General features: G+C 63.0%; 17 protein-coding genes. 1 reads left to right on the forward strand and 16 read right to left on the reverse strand.

What is annotated here, in order from left to right:
- Positions 1–2 precede the first annotated feature (2 nt).
- On the forward strand, positions 3–971 hold the full coding sequence (locus tag EPD66_RS03075; protein ID WP_142847009.1) for a Gfo/Idh/MocA family protein: 969 nt from the start codon (positions 3–5) through the stop codon (positions 969–971).
- A gap of 36 nt (positions 972–1,007) precedes the next feature.
- On the opposite strand, the gene lpxB is transcribed toward EPD66_RS03075, so the two are convergent.
- The 16 genes from lpxB to dnaE all read right to left on the reverse strand — a co-directional run bounded on the left by lpxB (position 1,008) and on the right by dnaE (position 19,240).
- Complete coding sequence (lpxB, locus tag EPD66_RS03080) at positions 1,008–2,165, reverse strand: lipid-A-disaccharide synthase (protein ID WP_255448349.1); 1,158 nt, start codon at positions 2,163–2,165, stop codon at positions 1,008–1,010.
- Between the two features lie 65 nt (positions 2,166–2,230).
- Complete coding sequence (locus EPD66_RS03085) at positions 2,231–3,097, reverse strand: LpxI family protein (RefSeq protein WP_142847011.1); 867 nt, start codon at positions 3,095–3,097, stop codon at positions 2,231–2,233.
- Positions 3,087–3,887, reverse strand: coding sequence for an acyl-ACP--UDP-N-acetylglucosamine O-acyltransferase (lpxA, locus tag EPD66_RS03090; protein ID WP_142847012.1), 801 nt, complete (start codon positions 3,885–3,887; stop codon positions 3,087–3,089). The genes EPD66_RS03085 and lpxA overlap by 11 nt, the downstream gene beginning before the upstream one ends.
- Positions 3,887–4,354: a 3-hydroxyacyl-ACP dehydratase FabZ gene (fabZ, locus tag EPD66_RS03095; protein ID WP_142847013.1), complete on the reverse strand. Its 468-nt coding sequence runs from the start codon at positions 4,352–4,354 to the stop codon at positions 3,887–3,889. Before fabZ ends, lpxA begins: the two co-directional genes overlap by 1 nt.
- Before the next feature lie 13 nt (positions 4,355–4,367).
- Positions 4,368–5,390 (reverse strand): UDP-3-O-(3-hydroxymyristoyl)glucosamine N-acyltransferase, encoded by a 1,023-nt coding sequence (gene lpxD, locus EPD66_RS03100; RefSeq protein ID WP_142847014.1) that lies wholly within the window; start codon positions 5,388–5,390, stop codon positions 4,368–4,370.
- 6 nt (positions 5,391–5,396) lie between these two features.
- Positions 5,397–5,945: an OmpH family outer membrane protein gene (locus EPD66_RS03105; RefSeq protein WP_185961223.1), complete on the reverse strand. Its 549-nt coding sequence runs from the start codon at positions 5,943–5,945 to the stop codon at positions 5,397–5,399.
- A gap of 47 nt (positions 5,946–5,992) precedes the next feature.
- Positions 5,993–8,299, reverse strand: a complete 2,307-nt coding sequence (gene bamA / locus EPD66_RS03110; RefSeq protein ID WP_370511852.1) for an outer membrane protein assembly factor BamA — start codon at positions 8,297–8,299, stop codon at positions 5,993–5,995.
- Between the two features lie 25 nt (positions 8,300–8,324).
- Positions 8,325–9,464, reverse strand: a complete 1,140-nt coding sequence (gene rseP / locus EPD66_RS03115) for an RIP metalloprotease RseP (RefSeq protein WP_255448350.1) — start codon at positions 9,462–9,464, stop codon at positions 8,325–8,327.
- Positions 9,465–9,506: 42 nt separating this feature from the next.
- Entirely contained in the window at positions 9,507–10,727 is a 1,221-nt protein-coding gene (locus EPD66_RS03120) for a 1-deoxy-D-xylulose-5-phosphate reductoisomerase (protein WP_142847016.1), read from the reverse strand.
- On the reverse strand, positions 10,718–11,491 hold the full coding sequence (locus tag EPD66_RS03125; protein ID WP_142847017.1) for a phosphatidate cytidylyltransferase: 774 nt from the start codon (positions 11,489–11,491) through the stop codon (positions 10,718–10,720). Before EPD66_RS03125 ends, EPD66_RS03120 begins: the two co-directional genes overlap by 10 nt.
- A gap of 5 nt (positions 11,492–11,496) precedes the next feature.
- Positions 11,497–12,228, reverse strand: a complete 732-nt coding sequence (locus EPD66_RS03130; protein WP_142847018.1) for an isoprenyl transferase — start codon at positions 12,226–12,228, stop codon at positions 11,497–11,499.
- 11 nt (positions 12,229–12,239) lie between these two features.
- Positions 12,240–12,761: a ribosome recycling factor gene (gene frr / locus EPD66_RS03135; protein WP_221930867.1), complete on the reverse strand. Its 522-nt coding sequence runs from the start codon at positions 12,759–12,761 to the stop codon at positions 12,240–12,242.
- Between the two features lie 55 nt (positions 12,762–12,816).
- The gene (pyrH, locus tag EPD66_RS03140) at positions 12,817–13,542 is read right to left on the reverse strand and encodes a UMP kinase (RefSeq protein WP_142847020.1); all 726 of its coding nucleotides are present in this window, start codon (positions 13,540–13,542) and stop codon (positions 12,817–12,819) included.
- Between the two features lie 164 nt (positions 13,543–13,706).
- Positions 13,707–14,630 (reverse strand): translation elongation factor Ts, encoded by a 924-nt coding sequence (gene tsf, locus EPD66_RS03145; RefSeq protein WP_142847021.1) that lies wholly within the window; start codon positions 14,628–14,630, stop codon positions 13,707–13,709.
- A 96-nt stretch (positions 14,631–14,726) separates the two neighbouring features.
- Entirely contained in the window at positions 14,727–15,548 is an 822-nt protein-coding gene (gene rpsB, locus EPD66_RS03150; RefSeq protein ID WP_142847022.1) for a 30S ribosomal protein S2, read from the reverse strand.
- Positions 15,549–15,763: 215 nt separating this feature from the next.
- Positions 15,764–19,240: a DNA polymerase III subunit alpha gene (gene dnaE, locus EPD66_RS03155; RefSeq protein ID WP_142847023.1), complete on the reverse strand. Its 3,477-nt coding sequence runs from the start codon at positions 19,238–19,240 to the stop codon at positions 15,764–15,766.
- Positions 19,241–19,391: the final 151 nt, after the last annotated feature.

Here is a 19,391-nt window from a genome sequence, read left to right on the forward strand (position 1 = left end):
GGATGACCAATAAAATCAGGACTGCTGTGGTCGGCACCGGACATTTCGGGCGCTACCACGTCAATAAATATGCCGAACTTCCCGCATCGCAGCTGGTTGCCATCTGCGACGCCAATCGCGACCACTGCCAAGCCATGGCGGCCGAGCGCGGGGTCGAGGCCATCTTCGACTATCGCGACCTGCCCGGCAAGGTCGATGCCGTCTCCATCGCCGTCCCCAGCAGCCTTCACTACGAAGTGGGCCGCTACCTCCTGGAACACGGCATCCATGTGATGATGGAGAAACCCATCACGGATACGCCCGAGACGGCCCGGGAGCTGATCCGCATCGCCCGCGAGAACAACCTCGTCCTTCAGGTCGGCCATCTGGAGCGCTTCCGCTCGGCGCGCCTGGCGCTGGAGAAGGTGCTGAAGGATCCCCTCTACATCGAATCCACGCGGATCACGCCTTTCCAGCCGCGTGTCGCCGATGTCAGCGTCATCCTGGACCTGATGATCCACGATATCGACATGATCCTCAGCATGGTGGATTCGCCGGTGGTGCATGTGGATGCCATCGGCGCGCCTGTCCTGACCGGCCATGAAGACATCGCCAATACGCGCCTGCGCTTCGAGAATGGCTGCGTGGCCACGGTCACCGCCAGCCGTATCGCGATGAAGCAGGAACGCAAGCTGCGCATCTTCCAGCCCGATGCCTATATCTCGGTGGACATGGCCGCCAACAAGATGGCCATCGCCCGCAAGAAACCCGGCGAGGGCTTGGCCGGTTTCCCGAATGTGGAATTCGAGAACCAGGAATTCCAAGGCGACGATCCGCTGAAGAGCCAGATCGAATCCTTCCTGGATTGCATCGCCAACGGCAAGGAACCCCTGGTCAATGGCGAGGCCGGCCTGCGGGCCCTGGAAACCGCCATCGACATCACCACCAAGCTGCGCGAACACTTGGCTCTGGTGAGTTCCAGGCTGGTCTAAGGAGGAAAGGCGGGAAGTCATCTTCCCGCCTTTCCTCTAGCCTTCGATGGCCCGCAGCACGGCGCGGGCGGCCTGTTCCGAGGGCGGAATATCGCCATGGGCCAAGGCGGAACGGACTTCCGCGAAAGCCGTCATTTGCGCCCGCCGGGCCTGGGGATCGGACAAAAGCCGCGCCACCGCCTGTTCCAAGGTCTCGGGCGTGCAGCATTCCTGCAGCAATTCCGGAATGGCCGGCCGGCCCAGGATGACATTGGACAAGGTGACATAATCCACCTTAATCGCCCGCCGGATGATCGCCGCCGTGATGGGATTGACCTTATAAGCGGTGACGAAGGGCAGCCCAGACAGCGTCAGTTCCAGCGTCACCGTTCCCGAAGCCGCCATGGCAACGTCGCAGGCAGCGAAGGCATCATAACGTTCGCCAGGTTCGATCAGGGTGACCGGCAGCGGCCAGGACGCAACCACGGACTTGATACGCGCCGCCTGCGAGGCAACGGCCGGCAACACCACCTGCAGATCCGGATAGCGCCGCGCCAGGCGGGCCACCGCCTTGCCGAAGACCGGCAACAGACGGGTCACCTCGCCCTGGCGGCTTCCCGGCAGCACGCCCAGAAGCGTCGCATCCTCTTTGATGCCATGGCGCGCGCGGAAGGCCGGGCCATCCCCCTTCACGCTTTCGATGGCCGGATGACCGACATAATCCGTCGCCAGCCCCTCTTTCTCGAAGAAGGGCGGTTCGAAGGGCAGCAACACCATCAGCCGATCGAACAAATGCGCCGTTTCCACGGCCCGTTCGGGCTTCCAGGCCCAGACCTGAGGGGCGACATAATGAATCAGCGGGAAGTCCACCTTGCGCTGGCGCAGTTTCCGTGCGACCCGCCAGGTGAAGCCGGGGGAATCGATGGTCACCACCGCCGCCGGACGCGCCTGGATGATGGCCTCCACCGTCTGGTCGATCCGCCGCAGCAGCTTCAGCGCACGCGGCAGGACCTCGACCAGCCCCATGATCGACAATTCCGACATGGGAAACAGGCTGTCCAGTCCTTGGGCGCGCATCTGCTCGCCGCCGATCCCGGCAAAGCGCAATTGACCATCGGTCAGATGCGACAGGGCAGCCATCATGCGCCCGCCCAGCAAATCCCCCGAGGGCTCGCCGGCAATTACATAGATCAAAGGTGGGGCATTGCTGGACACAGGCGCGATCCGTTTTTTTCTGGAAGGGACAGGATCAATCGAGTCCCAATCCCTTTCCCAAGGCCTCAGGAAGCGCCCGGAGTATCGCTCCGGCCGGGCGCGGAAGGAAGCCCGCTCATGCTCTCGATGCCGATCAGGAAAAGCCCGGCGGCATCGGCTTCGGCCACCATGGTTTCCGTGCCGACCATAAGGGTGGAACCGGCTTCGATGGCAATACCCCGCAATCCGGCCCGGATCGCGTTCTGCACCGTACGGGGGCCGACAGTGGGCAGGTCGGCGCGGCGCTCCTGCCCCGGCTTGCAGGTCTTGACCAGCACGCCCCCCGGTCCCGGCCTGCGCTGTTCGCCAGCCCGCGCGATCATGGCATCGGTGCCTTCAACCGCCTCGACAGCCAGCACGATGCCCTGCTGGACCACGACCGATTGCCCCACATCCAGCCGTCCCAGGCCGCGCGCGACTTCCAGGCCGCGCGCGATATCGACTCGCGCCTGTTCATCAGGCTCGATACTGCCGTAGAGGCCGGGACGGGCCAGGATATCGGACAGGACATCATCGATGCCGACAACGCGGAAGCCTTCGTCCTCGAGTTCGCGGATGACCGCCCGCAGCAAGCCGTCATCGCCCAAGGCCGACATGCCGATGCGCGCCAGGAACCGGGTCGTCTGCCAGTCCGGACGCAGATCGCGCAGGGAAGGCCGGCGCACGGGCCCGGCCATCACCACATCCTCGACGCCCTGGTCGTGGAGGATCTTGAAGCCGCTTCCCGCCTCGCCCAGCCGCAGCCAGACATGGGGAACCCCTTCGACCATGCTCTTCTCGGCGAAGCCTTCAAAGGCAATGACGAAAAAGTCACGCCCGGTTTCGCGGCAAGCATTGATCAGTTGGGCCGGCAGATCGCCACCGCCGGCCAGGATTCCCAGTTTACGCGCCATTACCCGCCTTAGGATGGCACAGGGAACGGTGGGCATCGACCCGGATGAAATCGACGACTTCCATCACCGTCGCATTCCCGCCGAACATCTCGGCCACATCGGCCAGACGCTCCAGGAAGGTCCCTTCCTGGGCGAACAGCATGCGATAGGCATTGCGCAAGGCATGGATGTCGTCGCGCGAAAAGCCCCGACGCTTCAACCCGACCAGGTTCAAGCCGGACAGCGAGGCGCGGTTGCCCATCACCAGGCCGAAGGGAATCACATCGGCTTCGACACCCGTCATGCCACCAATCATCGCCTGCTTGCCGATGCGGACGAATTGGTGGACGGCGGACAGGCCGCCCAGGAAGGCGTAGTCGCCGACGGAAACATGGCCGCCCAGGGTGGCGTTGTTGGCCATCACCACATTGTTGCCGACCCGGCAGTCATGGGCGATATGGGCACCGACCATGAACAGGCCGTTGTCACCCACCTCCGTCAGGCCCCCACCGCCGACGGTGCCTGGATTCATCGTCACCTGTTCCCGGATGACGTTGTTCCGACCGATCACCAGACGGGTCGGCTCGCCCTTGTACTTCAGGTCCTGCGGCTGGTGGCCCAGGGAAGCAAAGGGAAAAACACGGGTCTGGTCGCCGATGCTGGTATGGCCGGCAATGACCACATGGGACTCAAGCACGACCCCCTCGCCCAGTTCCACATTGGGACCGACGCGGCAGAAGGGACCGATTTGGACGGAGTCGGCAATCTTCGCACCATCTTCGACAATGGCGGTGGGATGAATAATCGGCATCAGTTGTCCAGAATCATCGCGGAATAGGTGGCTTCCGCCATCAAGGTGTCATCAACGCGCGCTTCCGCCCGGAATTTCCAGACATTGCCGCGGCTGCGCTCCTTGGCCACATGGATCATCATGCGGTCGCCCGGGACGACAGGCTTGCGGAAGCGGGCGCTGTCGATGGACATGAAATAGACAAGCTTGCCTTCGGCGGATTCGCCCAGCGATTCCACCACCAGGACCGCCGCCGTCTGGGCCATGGATTCGATGATCAGGACGCCGGGCATGACCGGGCGCTGAGGGAAATGGCCTTGGAAGAACGGCTCGCTGATCGTCACATTCTTGATGCCGACCGCGCTTTCATGAGGCACGACCTGGGTCACCCGATCGACCAGCAGGAAAGGGTAGCGGTGCGGGATCATCTGAATGATCCGGTTGATATCGATGATCTTCTGGCTGGATTGTTCCACGGTCGTATCCATGTTTCCTGCTTCGTCAGCGGGCCTTTTTCTTGGCCAGATTTCCAAGCGCCGCCATTTGGCGCCAATGTTCCTTGGCATCGAGGGCGGGGCTGCCGGCAACGGTGCTGCCGGCTTCCACATCGCGCATCACGCCGGACTGAGCGGCGATCCGCGCGCCCGTTCCGATCTTCAGATGCCCTGTGACACCGGCCTGCCCGCCCAAGGCGACGAAATCGCCCAGCTTCGTGCTGCCGGAGATACCGACCTGCGCCACCACGACACAGCCTCGACCAAGCTGCACGTTGTGCCCGATCTGCACCAGATTATCAATCCAGCATCCCGCGCCGATGACGGTATCCGGCCCGGCTCCCCGATCGATGGTGGTGTTGGCGCCGATCTCGACATCGTCATGGATCACCACGCGCCCCAATTGCGGCACCTTGAGATGGCCCTGCGGGGACATGGCGAAACCGAAACCGTCCTGGCCGATGCGCGCCCCCGGATAGATGGTCACGCGCTTGCCGATCAAGGAATGGGACACCGAGGCATTGGCGCCGATGGTGCAATCCTCACCCAGCACCACCCCTTCCCCGATCACCGCATTGGCCCCGATCAGGCAGCGCGGCCCGATCTCGGCTCCGGCCATGATGCAGGCGCCCGGCTCGATGCGGCACCCTTCCCCGATCTTCGCCGTAGAATCGACCCAAGCCGTGGGTGCCGTCCATGCCTCCGGCGCCTTGCGGGGATAGAAGGCCTGGGCGATGCGGGCATAGGCCTGATGCGGGTCCATGGCGAGGATCAGCGCCATTCCGGCGGGAGCCTTGTCGGCATCCGTCGGCCGGGCGATGCAGGCACCGGCCCGGCTGCTGGTGAAGGCATCGAGATAGCGCCGGTTGTCGAAGAAACTAACCTCTTCCGGCCCCGCCACGTCCAGCGGTGCCACGTCGCGATAAAGGGCGGAGGCATCGGCGCCCGGCGCCAGCTCCGCCCCGGCGAGTTCGGCAAGCCGCCCTAGCGTGAAGGGGCCGGCGACTGCGAAGAAGCGGGGATCTGCCATGACAATCTACTGGGCGGGCGTCTGCGGCGTCGGGAAAGCCACCGAAGGCAGCGTGGCGTTCAGGCGTTCGATCGCCAGGTCGGTCGCGTCCATGGCCGGATCGAACAGGAAGGTCTGGCTGCGGAAGAGGATCATGTTAGCGCCCTTCTGCGTCGCGATCTCGTCCATCACCTTGATCAGGCCGTCCTGGACCTGGTTCATCGCCGTCCCGAAGGACCGCTCCAACGCCTCCCGCCGTTCATTGACACGCCGCTGAAAGCTCCCGGCCTGCTGCTCGAAAGCCCGGGCCTTTTCGGCGAAAGCCTCGGGCGACAGCAGGGAACGCTGCTTCAGCAGATCCTGCTCGGCCTTGCGCAGGGCATCCTCTTCCTTCGAGAACTCGGCCTGATAGCTTTGCGCCAGCTTCTCGCGCTCCGCCCGCACACCCTGCGCGGCCTTGGCCTTCTGATAGATCTCCTGCAGGTCGATGACCAGCACGACAGCAGCCGGCGGAGTTCCGCCTTGTGCCTGCTGGGCAGCAGCCGGCAGGGACGGCGCCAGAAAAGCCATCGCCATCAGCGCAGCCCCGGCAACACGTCGAAGACCCTTGGGGAAAAACATAATCAGAACCTCGTGCCGAAGTTGAGACGGAAGGTTTCCGTCTTGTCGAAGTCTTCCTTAAGCAGCGGGAAGCCGAAATCCACATTGATCGGCCCCATCGGCGAACGCCAGCGGACACCCGTGCCGATCGACAGGCGGACACTGGAGGCCTCCTCGACACTCCCGCCGGCCGAGGTCTTCTCGGTCGGACCGATCGCGCCGAAATCGGTGAAGACGCGGCCGGTAAAGCCCAATTCCTGCGGCAGGCCCAGCGGGAAGTCCACCTGCACGGTTCCAGTATAGGACCACACGCCCCCCAGCGCATCCCCGGTTGCCGGGTCGCGGGGGCTGATACCGGCGGATTCGAATCCGCGGACATCGTCGCCCCCGACGAAATAGCGCTCGCTGATGCGCACGTCCTTGCCGTTGATCCCGAAGATATAGCCAGCGGTACCCCCGACCTGCAACACGACCTGGTCCGCCAAGGGCCAGTAATGCGCCGCCGCCAGATTGTTGCGCAGGAACGTCTCGGTTCCGCCCAGACCGGCGAATTCGGTGCTCAAGCGCAGCATGTAGCCTTCGGTGGGATCAAGACGGCTGTCGCGGCGGTCATAGGTGATGCTATGTCCCACCGAGGAAAGCACGCTCGTCCCCTCCTGGTCCTGGATGTAGCGCGAGGCGTCGGCATCCACATTCTCGATGGTGGTCTGGCGCAGGGTATAAGACCAGTCCTGGCGCAGGTATTCATCAAGCTGATAGCCCAGACGCAGGGAGCCGCCCGTCGTGCGGGAATCGTAGGAGCTTTCGCGTTGGAGCTTGCGGTTGATGTGGTACAGGTCGAAGCCTGCGGCAACCGGCATGTCCATGAAATAGGGCTCGGTGAAGCCCAGGCTCAACTGGTTGCGGCGCTCGCCCACACTGAAGGAGGCGCGCAGGTCCTGGCCCCGGCCCAGCAGGTTGCGTTCACGCACGCTGACTTCCGCCAAGGGGCCGGCCGAGGTCGACCAGCCCACGCCAAAGCTCAGTTCCCCGGTGGAACGTTCCTGCACGTCGATCACGACATTCGCCCGGTCGGGGGCAGTGTCGGACGGCGTTTCCGTCACCTCGACGCGCTCGAAGAAGCCGAGATCCTGGATGCGCTGGCGCGAGCGGCGCAGCTTCGCGGCATTGAAGGCATCGCCTTCGACCAGTTGCATCTCGCGGCGGATGACGCGGTCAAGCGTGCGGACATTGCCCTGGATGTCGATCCGGTCCACATACACACGCGGACCTTCCAGGATCTCGTAGACCAGGTTGATGACGCGCTCATCCTGCTGGCGCTCCAGGCGCGGGCGCACCTCGGCGAAGGCATAGCCACGGCTGGCGGCGGCATCGGTCAGGGCCTGGATGGTATTCTCGACGCGATCCGCGTTGTACCAGTCCCCGGTCTGGGTCAGCACGAGCGGCTCCAGCGTTGCTGAATCCAGGTCGCGCAACTGGGCATCCACCTGCACGTCACCGACGCGATAGCGCTCCCCTTCCTCGATGGTGAAGGTGATGAAGAAGGCTTCGCGATCGGGGGTCAGTTCGGCGACCGCGGACACCACGCGGAAATCCACATAACCATGACGCAGATAGAAGCGGCGCAGCAATTCCCGGTCGAAGGTCAAGCGATCGGGGTCATAGGTGTCATCTGTGGAGAAGAAACGATACCAGCGCGACTCACGAGTCGACAGTTCCTCGCGCAGACGGGAATCGCTGAAGGCACGGTTGCCGATGATATTGATGCGCTGGACATTGGTCGCCGGCCCCTCGTCGATCTCGAAGACCAGATCGACGCGGTTCTGCTCGAGCTGAATGACCTTGGGCTCAACGGTGGCGGCGAAACGACCGGAACGGCGGTAGATGTCGAGCAGGCGCTGCACGTCGCTTTGGACGCGGGTGCGAGTGAAGACGACACGGGGTCGCAGCTGCACCTCGCGTTCCAGCACCTCGTCCCGGACGCGACGGTTCCCCTCGAAGGCGATGCGGTTGATGATTGGATTCTCGACCACCCGCACCATCAACGTGTCGCCTTCGCGGCGCAAGGCCACATCGGCGAACAGGCCGGTCGCGAACAGATTCTTCAACGCCTCGTCGATGCGCAGGGGGTCGAAGGGTTCTCCCTCACTGAGGCCCATATAGGAGCGTACCGTCTCTGGCTCGATGCGCTGCACGCCTTCCACGACGATAGCCTGGATGGTACCGCCCGCCTGGGCGATTTCCATCAAGGACTGGGCATGCAAGGCGGAAGGCAGAGTGGCAGACACAGCGACGGCGCTGTACAGCGCCAGCGTGCGGAGAAGTTTCACCTAAGGCCCCCCAAAAGATTCGGCGCTAACTCACGACCCCCCTCAGAAGGTCCCATACCCTAAGGTCGATGAGATCGTTCCGGGTGGCAAAAAGCATTAAGCCGAATACCAGAAACAGCCCGATTCGGAAACCATATTCTTGGGCTCTTTCACTCAGGGGACGGCCGCGCAGGGCCTCGATGCCGTAATACAAAAGATGTCCGCCATCCAGCATGGGGATGGGGAAAAGGTTGATCAGCCCTAGATTGATCGACAGCAGGATGGTGAAGAATACAACCGTTCCGATACCCAGTTGGGCCGCCTGCCCTGCCCCCTTGGCGATGCGCAGCGGCCCGCCCAATTCGTCCGTGCCGCGGGTACCGACGATCATCTGGCCCAAGGCGGTGAAGGTATTGCTGATCATCCCCGCCGTTTCCTTGGTTGCCTCCCAAGTGGCGGTGAATGGATTGTGCCTGACGATCTCTGTCGCGCCCGCCTCGGCCATGATACCGAGAACCGGCGCCATCTGGAGATTGCCCAGGGCGTCGCGCACCTCTTCCATGCGCGGCTGGGTCGGAATCTCGATGATCTGGCCGTCGCGATCGATACGCAGGGTCAAGGTCTCGCCAAGCCGCAGACGCACGATCTGCTGGATCTCCTGGAAGGATCCGACTTCGCTGCGATTGACGGCAAGGATGCGGTCACCGGGCAGGAGACCGGCTTCCGCCGCCGCCGACTCCGGACGCACCTCACTGATCACTGGAGCCGTCCGGGGCTGCCCCAGGACCAAGAACATGATCGCCAGGACCAGGATGCCGAAGATGAAATTGGCCATCGGCCCGGCAGCGACGATGGCAGCACGCTGGCCGACGCGCTTGTGATGGAAGGACACCGCCTTCTCTTCGGCCGTCAGCTCGCGCTTCTCGCCCGTGGTGCTGGTGGCATCGGCATCGCCGAACATCTTCACATAACCGCCCAGCGGCAGCATGCTCACCCGCCAGCGTGTGCCGGATCGGTCGTTCCAGCCGAACAATTCACGGCCGAACCCGACCGAGAAGACTTCGACCTTCACGCCATTCCAACGGGCCACCAGGTAATGCCCCATCTCGTGAACGAAGACCACTACCGTCAGGATGACGAGGAAGACGATGACGTAGTTCCAGAAACCGAACAGAAATTCGAACACGCCCTTTTACCTTACGATAGTGCGCTCACGCGCAAGCCTGTCTTAGCGGCCGGACAAGCCGGCCACGATCCGCACCGCCGCCTCACGTCCGGCACGGTCACGGTCGAGGACGTCCTCGATCGAGGTCAGCGACGTATTGGCGACCGCCGATAACGTCTCCTCCACCGTGCGGGCGATATCGAGGAAGCCGATCTCGCCAGCCAGGAAGGACTGCACCGCTACCTCGTTGGCGGCATTCAATAGAGTTGGGACAGCACCCCCTGCGCGCAAGGCTTGGCGAGCCAGGCGCAGCGCCGGGAAGCGTTCCGGATCGGGCTGTTCGAAGGTCAGGCTGGCAATGGCCGCCAGATCAAGGCGCGGCGAAGGGGCCGTCATCCGCTGGGGCCAGCCCAACGCATAGGCGATGGGGGTCCGCATGTCCGGCGTGCCCAACTGAGCGAGCACGGATCCGTCCACATAGGACACCATGGAATGAATGACCGATTGGGGATGGACCAGGATATCGATCTTCTCTTCCGGAACCGCGAAAATGTGATGAGCCTCAATCAGTTCCAGGCCCTTGTTCATCATCGTGGCGGAATCGATGGAGATCTTGGCACCCATCTCCCAATTGGGATGAGCCACGGCCTGCGACGGCGTCATCCTGGCCATCTCGGTCAGGCTGCTCTGGCGGAACGGACCGCCAGAGGCGGTCAGGACGATCCGCTCCACCTTCTCGGCCTGGGAAAAATCAAAGACCTGGAAGATGGCGCTATGCTCGGAATCGACCGGCAGCAGTGTGGCGCCATGGGCGTTCATCTCGGCCATCATCAACTCACCGGCGCAGACCAGGCATTCCTTGTTGGCAAGGGCCACGACAGCACCGCGCCGCGCCGCCGCCAATGTCGGCTCGAGCCCGGCGGCTCCGACGATGGCCGCCATGACCCAATCGGCAGGGCGGCAGGCGGCTTCGATCACGGCGGCACGTCCGGCGGCGACCTCGATGCCTGTCCCCTCCAAAGCCTCGCGCAAGGCAGCGAAGCAGCTTTCATCGGCAATGGCGACGAAACGGGGCTTCAGGAGACGGGCCTGCTCGGCCAGCAGGCTGACATTGCGGTTGCCCGTCAGCGCCTCGACCCGCCAGCGGCCCGGCTCACGCGCAAGCAGATCGACGGTATTGCAGCCGATGGAACCGGTCGAGCCAAGAATGGTGACGGCGCGAGGCTCATCCTCGCCAGCCACGGCCAGGACAGAAGCTTCGACCTCGGAAAACGTCAATGCCATTGCAGCACTCCACCGCCCATCACCAGGACCACGACGGCAACGACCACGGCGACGGGCATGATACCGTCGACACGGTCCAGCACACCACCATGGCCGGGGATGATGGCGCTCGAATCCTTCACGCCGAAATGGCGCTTGACCCCAGATTCGCCAAGATCACCCAGTTGCGCCACCACTGCAAGCAGGGCGCTCACCGCCACGAGGACGATTACGGAGAGGTTCCAGAAAGCCGCAACGGCCGCACCGACGAGGGCTGCGGACAGCATTCCACCGATCAATCCGGCCCAGGTCTTCTTCGGACTGATCCGGGGCGCCAGCCTCGGCCCGCCAATGGTCCGGCCGGCGAAATAAGCACCGGTATCGGTCGCCCAGACCAGCAGCATCAGCCAGAGAACGGTTTCCAGCCCGCCCTCCAGATTGCGCAGCCAGACCAGGGCGATCACCGGCAGGATGATATAGAAAGCCCCCAGGCCCAGCCAGTCGCGTTGTTCCCTGCCAAGGCTGTAGCCGCCGGCAACAGCGAGGGCAAGCACCAGGAAGGCGAAAGCTGGTTCGATCTGGGCCAGGACGGCGGCAGCCGCCGCCAAGACGGACAAGGCAAAGCCAGCTTTGCCAAAGCGATCGGTGACGATCCGCGCCCATTCCCATCCCATGATGGCACCCGCCAGGGCCGCCAGCAACGTGAACCAGGGAGAGCCGAACCAGATGGCGGCCAGGGCCAGGGGTGCCAGGACCAGAGCCGAAAGGATGCGTGTGCGTAGCAAGGTAGTCAGCCAGCGGCGCCGTAGCGCCGCTCTCGCCTTTGGAAGGTACCGATGGCGGCCTCGAGATCACTCGCGGAAAAATCGGGCCACAGCGTATCGACAAAAACGAATTCGGCGTAAGCCGACTGCCACAGCAAGAAATTGCTGATGCGCTGTTCGCCGCTGGTCCGGATGATAAGATCAGGGTCGGGCGTTCCCGCCGTATAGAGACGCGCCCCCAGGCTTTCCTCGTCGATCTGATCGACCGTCATCCGCCCCGCCGCCACGTCCGCCGCCAGACGGCGGGCCGCCTCGGCCAATTCCTGACGCCCGCCGTAACTCAGAGCTACAGTAAGCACCAAACCATTATTGGCGGCGGTCAGGGCTTCGGCCTCTTCGATCTGGCGCACAATGTCAGGAGCAAGGCGATTCCGCTCGCCGATCACCTTCAGGCAGATGCCATTCTTGTGCAAATCGGCGATCTGGCTGCGCAGGAACAGCCGCAGCAGCCCCATGAGGTCGCGGACTTCCGTTTCCGGACGCCGCCAGTTTTCGGAGGAAAAACCATACAGGGTAAGATAAGAAATACCGAGTTTGCCTGCGGCCTCGATCACCGTACGCACGGCATCGACACCCCGCTTGTGACCAGCGGTGCGCGGCAAGCCGCGGGCCTTCGCCCAGCGGCCGTTGCCATCCATGATGATGGCGACATGAACCGGCGGACGAAGACCCTCGTCCTTGGAGGAGACCGCAACCATCGGTCTCTTCCTCAAACCTGCATTATTTCTTTTTCTTTCTGCGCCAGCGCGTCGTCGATCTTCTTGATCGTCTCGTCGGTCAGGGCCTGGATTTCGTCGGCGTATTTCCGCTGTTCGTCCTGCGAAATAACGCTGTCCTTTTCCATCTTCTTGAGCGTGTCCATCCCGTCACGGCGGACGTTACGCACCGCAACGCGAGCCTGTTCGGCATATTTTCCGGCGATCTTGGTCAGTTCGACGCGGCGCTCTTCGTTCAGGGCCGGAATCGGCACGCGGATGATCTGGCCATCGGTCGAGGGATTGAGGCCCAGGCCGGAATCGCGAATCGCCTTTTCGGTCGCCTTCACCAGCCCCTTGTCCCAGACCTGTACGGTCAGCATGCGCGGTTCGGGCACGCCGATCGTGCCGACCTGGGTGATCGGCATGGAACTGCCATAGGCGTCGACCATCACCGGTTCGAGCAGGCTGGTGGACGCACGACCCGTGCGCAGGCCGCCGAACTCCTTCTTCAGGACCTCCACCGTATTGTCCATACGGTGCTTGATGTCCTTTTTAAGATCGCTGTAATTCCCTGCTGCGGACACGTTGTTATTCCTCTTCCTTGATGATGGTGAACCGCCCGCGGCCCGCCAGGACCTCGCTGAAGGCGCCCTCACTGTGCAACGAGAAGACAAGGATCGGAATCTTGTTCTCGCGGCACAACGACACCGCCGAGGCGTCCATGACCGCCAGATCGTTCGCCAGCACGTCCATATAGGTCAGCTGTTCGTAACGCGAGGCATCGGCAACCTTCTTGGGATCGGCACTGTAGACACCATCCACCTGGGTCGCCTTGAGCAGGGCATCGCAGTTCATTTCGACGGCGCGCAGAGCGGCCGCCGTATCGGTCGTGAAGAAAGGATTGCCAGTCCCGGCGGCGAAAATGACCACCCGCCCCTTCTCCATATGCCGCACGGCCCGGCGGCGGATATAGGGCTCGCAGACCATAGACATGGGGATGGCGGACTGGACGCGGGTAGCGACGCCCACGCGCTCCAGCGCGCTCTGGACGGCCAGCGCGTTGATGACGGTCGCCAGCATGCCCATGTAATCGGCGCTGGTCCGCTCCATTCCGGTGGCTGCTCCCGAGACCCCCCGGAAGATGTTGCCGCCGCCGATGACCATGCAGACTTCGACCCCGGCCTCAACCACCGCCTTGATCTCGCGGGCCAGCCGCGAAACGGTTTCATTGTCCAGGCCGTATTCGCGCGAGCCCATCAGGCCCTCGCCGGAAATTTTCAAAAGAACGCGGCGGTATTTCATATCGTTGGGCATGTCGGGCCTCGGATCGTCCGTCGCTGAATGACCTGCGAGAACCGCAGGAGAAGACTATCATCAATCAAACATATTGGCGCGCCGAGGGATGATACACCATTCCCGCTTCGTGTCGCGCGCCCATTTCGGGCGGCGAAAATCCGCCGCCCGAAGGACCGGAAAACTTAGCGACCGGCCTGAGCCGCCACTTCGGCGGCGAAGTCGCTTTCTTCCTTCTCAATGCCCTCGCCCAGGACAACACGGGCGAAACCGGTGATGGCGACGGGAGCGCCGACTTCCTTGGCGGCGTTCTCGATCACCTTCTTGATGCGGGTTTCGCCGTCGATGACGAAGACCTGCTCAAGCAGCACCACTTCCTCGTAGTACTTGCGCAGACGGCCTTCGACCATCTTGGCAATGACTTCCTCGGGCTTGCCCGAAGCCTTGGCCTGTTCGGTCAGCACGTCGCGCTCGCGGTTCAGCGCATCCTGGTCCACCGAGCTGGTGTCGAGGAACTGCGGCTGGGCGGCAGCGATATGCATGGCGATCTGCTTGCCGATTTCCTGCAGCTTGGCTTCGTCGCCGGACGATTCCAGGGCGACCAGAACGCCGATCTTGCCCAAGCCCGGAGCGACAGCATTGTGGATGTAGGAGGCGATGACGCCCTGGCCCACTTCCAGCACCTGGCCGCGACGCAGGTTCATGTTCTCGCCGATGGTGGCGATCAGGGCGGTCAGTTCGTCCTGCACGCTCTTGCCGTTGCCGTAGGGAGCAGCCTTGACCTGCTCGATATCGGCACCGGCGGTCAGCACCACCTTGGTGGCATTGGCGACGAAATCCTGGAACTTGTCATTGCGGGCGACGAAGTCGGTTTCGGAATTGACTTCCAGAACCGCACCCTTCTTGCCTTCGGTGACCACACCAACCAGACCTTCGGCGGCAACGCGACCGGCCTTCTTGGCGGCAGCGGCCAGGCCCTTCTTGCGCAGCCAGTCGATGGCGCCTTCCAGGTCGCCCGAGGTTTCGTTCAGCGCCTTCTTGCAATCCATCATGCCGGCGCCAGTTTTTTCGCGCAGTTCCTTGACGAGCGCGGCGGTGATCTCGGCCATGGGTCCCTCTTCTCGCAGAATTCGAATTTCGTAAGACTTCGCTTAAAGAAATGGCGGCGACCTGCGCCGCCGCCATCTTTTTTCGGCGACTTTAAATCAGGCGCCGGGCTGTTCGGAAGCGGCTTCGACGGCGGCCGGGTTGGCCTCGACTTCACCTTCTTCCTCGAGGGCCGGCTCGGCAATGGTTTCCGCCTGCTCGCCCACATCGACGCCCGAACGGGTCATTTCAGCCTGGATACCGGCCAGCACCGAACCGACCATCAGGTCGCAATAGGTGGTGATGGCGCGGATGGCGTCGTCATTGCCCGGGATCGGGAAGGTCACGCCGTTCGGATCGGAGTTGCTGTCCAGGATGGCGACGACCGGGATGCCCAGCTTGTTGGCTTCCTGAACGGCCAGCGCTTCCTTGTTGGTGTCGATGATGAAGATGATGTCCGGCAGGCCACCCATCTCCTTGATGCCACCCAGGGCGCGCTCGAGCTTCTCGCGCTCGCGGTCAAGGTTCAGCTGTTCCTTCTTGGTCAGACCCTGCAGGTTGCCCTGGGCAAACTGCTCGTCCATTTCGCGCAGGCGCTTGATGGAATGCGAGATGGTCTTCCAGTTGGTCAGCATGCCGCCGAGCCAGCGATGGTTGACATAGTACTGGCCGCAACGGCGGGCGGCATCGGCGACCACGTCGGCGGCCTGATGCTTGGTGCCCACGAACAGCACGCGGCCACCGGCGGCAACCACGTCACGCACGGCCTGCATGCCGCGATGCAGCATCGGAACGGTCTGCTGCAGGTCGATGATGTGGATGTTGTTGCGGACGCCGAAGATGAACGGAGCCATCTTGGGGTTCCAGCGGCGGGTGTGGTGACCGAAATGAACGCCAGCTTCGATCAGCTGACGCATGGTGAAGGTCGGCAGAGCGGACATAAGAGAATCCTTTGTTTCTCCGGTTGAACCTCCGTAGGAGATGAGTCGGCAGCCCGGCCAAGAGGCCGGAGCCGACACCGGAGCGACCGCAGAGAAGATGCTTCTTCGCGGCCGCGCTCCCACGTGCGGATTTGTGGTCGGGTACATAACGTCTGAGAAAGGCTTTGGCAAGCCCTTACGGACCCTGGCCGCAAGGCCAGTCCTTTCCCGATCGTCTATATTTCCTGAAGATCGGCCACGCCCGGGATGGTCCGGAGCGTCCCGATCATGTTGGGCGACAGGGCGAAACGCTGATCGAGCTGGATCTCGACCCGGCGGTTCCCGAATTCGGCGACCAGCTTGATCTGGCCCGCGCCCTTGCGCTCCTTCGCCAGCAATTCACGGATGGCAGGCAGGGGAGCCTCGTCGCGCAAGAAGATCTTGAGCCCCGCCGCCGCCTTGGCCGCCTCCTGGTCCAGGTTCTGCACCTGGTGGGCGGTCATGCGCAATTGCTCGTCCTCGATGCGCGCGGTCACGGTGAAGAGAAGCGGCACGTTGGCGTCGAGCAATTCCCGCGCCTGGGCCAGGATCTCCGAGAACAGGGTGACCTCGAACACCCCCGACGCATCGGAACAGGTCACGAAGGCGTAACGGCTGCCCTTTGCGGAGGTGCGCTCCTGCTTGGACAGCATGTTGCCCGCCAGCTTGACCCGCGAATTGCCCCCCCCGGCGAGATGGCGCGGCAATTCCGCCACCTTGATTACGCCCAGACGTTCCAGGCTCTTGGCATAGGCATCCATGGGATGGGCCGAGAGATAGAAGCCGATGGCGCCGAATTCCTGGCTCAGCTTTTCGGCCGGGGGCCAGTCGGGCACCTTGGGCAGGGCGATCTTCGGCGCCTGGGGTCCGGCCATGCCGAACATCGAGACCTGGGCGCTTTCGCGTTCCTCGGCCGCCGTGGCCGCATGACGCATCAAGCTTTCCAGTCCGGCGAAGAGCTGTGCCCGGTTCTGATGGATGGAATCGAAAGCACCCGACCGCACCAGGTTTTCCATCTGGCGCTTGTTGATCTGCTTCGTGTCCAACCGGTTGACGAAGTCGTTCAAGTCCTTGAAAGGACCATTCTTGTCGCGTTCCTGCACCAGCGATTGCATCGCCGCCTGCCCGACATTCTTCAATGCCGCCAGGGCATAGCGCACCGCCAATTGCCCGTCGGGCAGACGCTCGACGGTGAAGTCATCACGCGACTTGTTAATATCGGGCGGCAAGAGCTTGATCTTCAAGCGATCCAGCTCCTGGCGGAAGGCCCCCAGCTTGTCGGTGTTGTGCATATCCAGCGTCATCGACGCGGCCATGAACTCGACCGGATGGTTGGCCTTCAGCCAAGCCGTCTGATAGGCCACCAGGGCATAGGCGGCGGCATGGGACTTGTTGAAGCCGTAGCCCGCGAACTTGTTGACCTGGTCGAAGATGTCCGATGCCTTCTGCGCATCGACGCCGCGTGCCACCGCGCCATCGACGAACAATTTGCGCTGGGCATCCATCTCCTCCTTGATCTTCTTGCCCATGGCACGGCGCAGCAGGTCGGCGGCGCCGAGGGAGTATCCGGACAGGACCTGGGCGATCTGCATCACCTGTTCCTGGTAGATCATGATCCCGTAGGTTTCCTTCAGGATCGGCTCCAGTGTGGGATGCAGGTAATCGGGCTGCATCTCGCCATGCTTCACGGCGATGTAGATCGGGATGTTGTCCATCGGGCCGGGGCGGTAGAGCGCCACCACGGCGATGATGTCTTCGAAGACGTCGGGCCGCATCTTGCGCAGCACGTCGCGCATGCCCGAACTTTCCAGCTGGAACACCCCGGCCGTTTCGCCGCGCGCCAGAAGCTCGAAGGACTTGGGATCGTCCAGCGGCAAGGCTGAAATATCAATGTCCTTGCCCTCGGTCTGCTTGATCAGCTTCAACGCCGTCGAGATGACCGTCAGGGTCTTCAGGCCTAGGAAATCGAATTTGACCAGACCGGCGGATTCCACCCATTTCATATTGAACTGGGTCACCGGCATATCCGAGCGCGGATCGCGGTAGAGCGGAACCAGTTCGTCCAACGGGCGGTCGCCGATCACCACGCCGGCGGCATGGGTCGAGGCGTGGCGGTACAGGCCTTCCAGCTTCATGCCGAGATCGAGCAGATGGGCCACGTTCTCGTCAGCCTCGCGCTGCTCGCGCAACAGCGGCTCGGTTTCCAGCGCCTGTTCCAGGGTGACCGGATTGGCTGGATTGTTCGGCACCAGCTTGCAGATACGGTCGACTTGGCCATAGGGCATCTGCAGGACGCGCCCCACGTCGCGCAGCACCGCACGCGCCTGAAGCTTACCGAAGGTGATGATCTGGGCGACCTGATCGTAGCCGTATTTCTGCTGGACGTAACGGATCGTCTCTTCGCGCCGGTCCTGGCAGAAGTCGATATCGAAGTCAGGCATCGAGACGCGTTCCGGGTTCAGGAAGCGTTCGAACAGCAGGGCGAAGCGCAGCGGGTCGAGGTCGGTGATGGTCAGCGCCCAGGCCACCGCCGAGCCGGCCCCGGAGCCACGACCCGGACCGACGGGAATGCCCTGCTGCTTCGACCATTGGATGAAGTCGGACACGATCAGGAAGTAGCCGGGAAAGCCCATCTGCTCGATGATGCCCAGCTCGTAATCGACGCGCTCGCGATAGGGCTTGGCAAGCTGGGCCTTCTCTTCCTCGCTCATTCCCGGCTTGAAGACATGGACCTTCAGCCGGTCTTCCAGCCCTTCCAGGACCTTCTGGCGCAGAAGCTCCGCCTCGGTCATGCCGTCTACTTTAAAAGGTGGGAGGATCGGCTTGATCTTGTTGACTTTATAGGCGCAGCGCCGGGCCACCACCAGGGTGTTGTCCACCGCTTCGGGAAGGTCTGCGAACAGGGTCCGCATCTCCTCGGCGGACTTGAAATAATGCTCCGGCGTCAGGCGACGGCGCTCTTCCTGCGAGATATAGGCGCCCTCGGCGATGCAGATCAGGGCATCGTGGGCCTCGAACATATCCCGGTCGGGAAAGAAGGGCTCGTTGGTGGCGACCAGTGGCAGGTCGTATTCATAGGCCATGTCCACCAGATCGCCCTCGATCCGGTCCTCCACCTCCAGGCCGTGGCGCATCAGCTCGACATAGAGCCGCCTGGGGAAAGCGGCAGCAAGGCGCTGCAGCATCGCCGCGGCCTTGTCCTTCTGCCCCTCGGACAGCATGCGTCCTACCGGTCCGGAAGGGCCGCCCGTCAGCAGGATCAGCCCCGCTGAGCGCTGCTCCAGATCGGCGACCGAAACCTGGGGCGCCTCGCCCGCATCAGTGCCGAGATAGGCCTTGGAGACCAGCTTGAGCAGGTTCTGGTATCCGGCCTCGTTCTGCGCCAGCAGCACCAGGGAATCCGGATCGGGCTTGCGGCCTTCCCGCCCCGCTCCGCCGCGCGGATCGTCCTCGCGCCGGATCGAAAGCTGGGCGCCGACAATGGGCTGAATCCCGGCATCGGCGCAGGCGGAGGAGAACTCCAGCGCACCGAAAAGATTATTGGTATCCGCAATGCCCACCGCCGGCATGCGATGCTTGACGCAAAGCTTGATCAGCTCCTTGAGCTTGATCGCACCTTCGGAGAGCGAATAGGCGGAATGGACGCGGAGATGGACGAAATCGGCATGAGGCATGGCGACAGAGGATAGGGGAAATCGCCGCGCAAGTCACGTTCCGGCCGAGTTGCGCAGCGCTGCCTTGCACTGCCGCGGGAACGAGTCACCCGGACCTCACGGCTTTCCTTCGTCATGCCCGCGAATGCGGACATGACGAAGCTTTTCCGGC

It is taken from the genome of Telmatospirillum sp. J64-1, from assembly GCF_006980715.1.
Lineage (GTDB): Bacteria > Pseudomonadota > Alphaproteobacteria > Rhodospirillales > Magnetospirillaceae > Oleiliquidispirillum > Oleiliquidispirillum nitrogeniifigens.

What these genes read in the sequence shown, in the direction of transcription:
- rpsB (WP_142847022.1), bottom strand. Translation starts at nt 15,548, where the DNA reads ATGTCCGCTCTGCCGACCTTCACCATGCGTCAGCTGATCGAAGCTGGC.
- lpxA (WP_142847012.1), bottom strand. Translation starts at nt 3,887, where the DNA reads ATGCCGATTATTCATCCCACCGCCATTGTCGAAGATGGTGCGAAGATT.
- dnaE (WP_142847023.1), bottom strand. Translation starts at nt 19,240, where the DNA reads ATGCCTCATGCCGATTTCGTCCATCTCCGCGTCCATTCCGCCTATTCG.
- fabZ (WP_142847013.1), bottom strand. Translation starts at nt 4,354, where the DNA reads ATGGATACGACCGTGGAACAATCCAGCCAGAAGATCATCGATATCAAC.
- pyrH (WP_142847020.1), bottom strand. Translation starts at nt 13,542, where the DNA reads ATGCCCAACGATATGAAATACCGCCGCGTTCTTTTGAAAATTTCCGGC.
- EPD66_RS03120 (WP_142847016.1), bottom strand. Translation starts at nt 10,727, where the DNA reads ATGGCATTGACGTTTTCCGAGGTCGAAGCTTCTGTCCTGGCCGTGGCT.
- EPD66_RS03075 (WP_142847009.1), top strand. Translation starts at nt 3, where the DNA reads ATGACCAATAAAATCAGGACTGCTGTGGTCGGCACCGGACATTTCGGG.
- EPD66_RS03105 (WP_185961223.1), bottom strand. Translation starts at nt 5,945, where the DNA reads ATGGCGATGGCTTTTCTGGCGCCGTCCCTGCCGGCTGCTGCCCAGCAG.
- lpxD (WP_142847014.1), bottom strand. Translation starts at nt 5,390, where the DNA reads ATGGCAGATCCCCGCTTCTTCGCAGTCGCCGGCCCCTTCACGCTAGGG.
- tsf (WP_142847021.1), bottom strand. Translation starts at nt 14,630, where the DNA reads ATGGCCGAGATCACCGCCGCGCTCGTCAAGGAACTGCGCGAAAAAACT.
- EPD66_RS03085 (WP_142847011.1), bottom strand. Translation starts at nt 3,097, where the DNA reads ATGGCGCGTAAACTGGGAATCCTGGCCGGCGGTGGCGATCTGCCGGCC.
- frr (WP_221930867.1), bottom strand. Translation starts at nt 12,761, where the DNA reads ATGGACAATACGGTGGAGGTCCTGAAGAAGGAGTTCGGCGGCCTGCGC.
- EPD66_RS03130 (WP_142847018.1), bottom strand. Translation starts at nt 12,228, where the DNA reads ATGGTTGCGGTCTCCTCCAAGGACGAGGGTCTTCGTCCGCCGGTTCAT.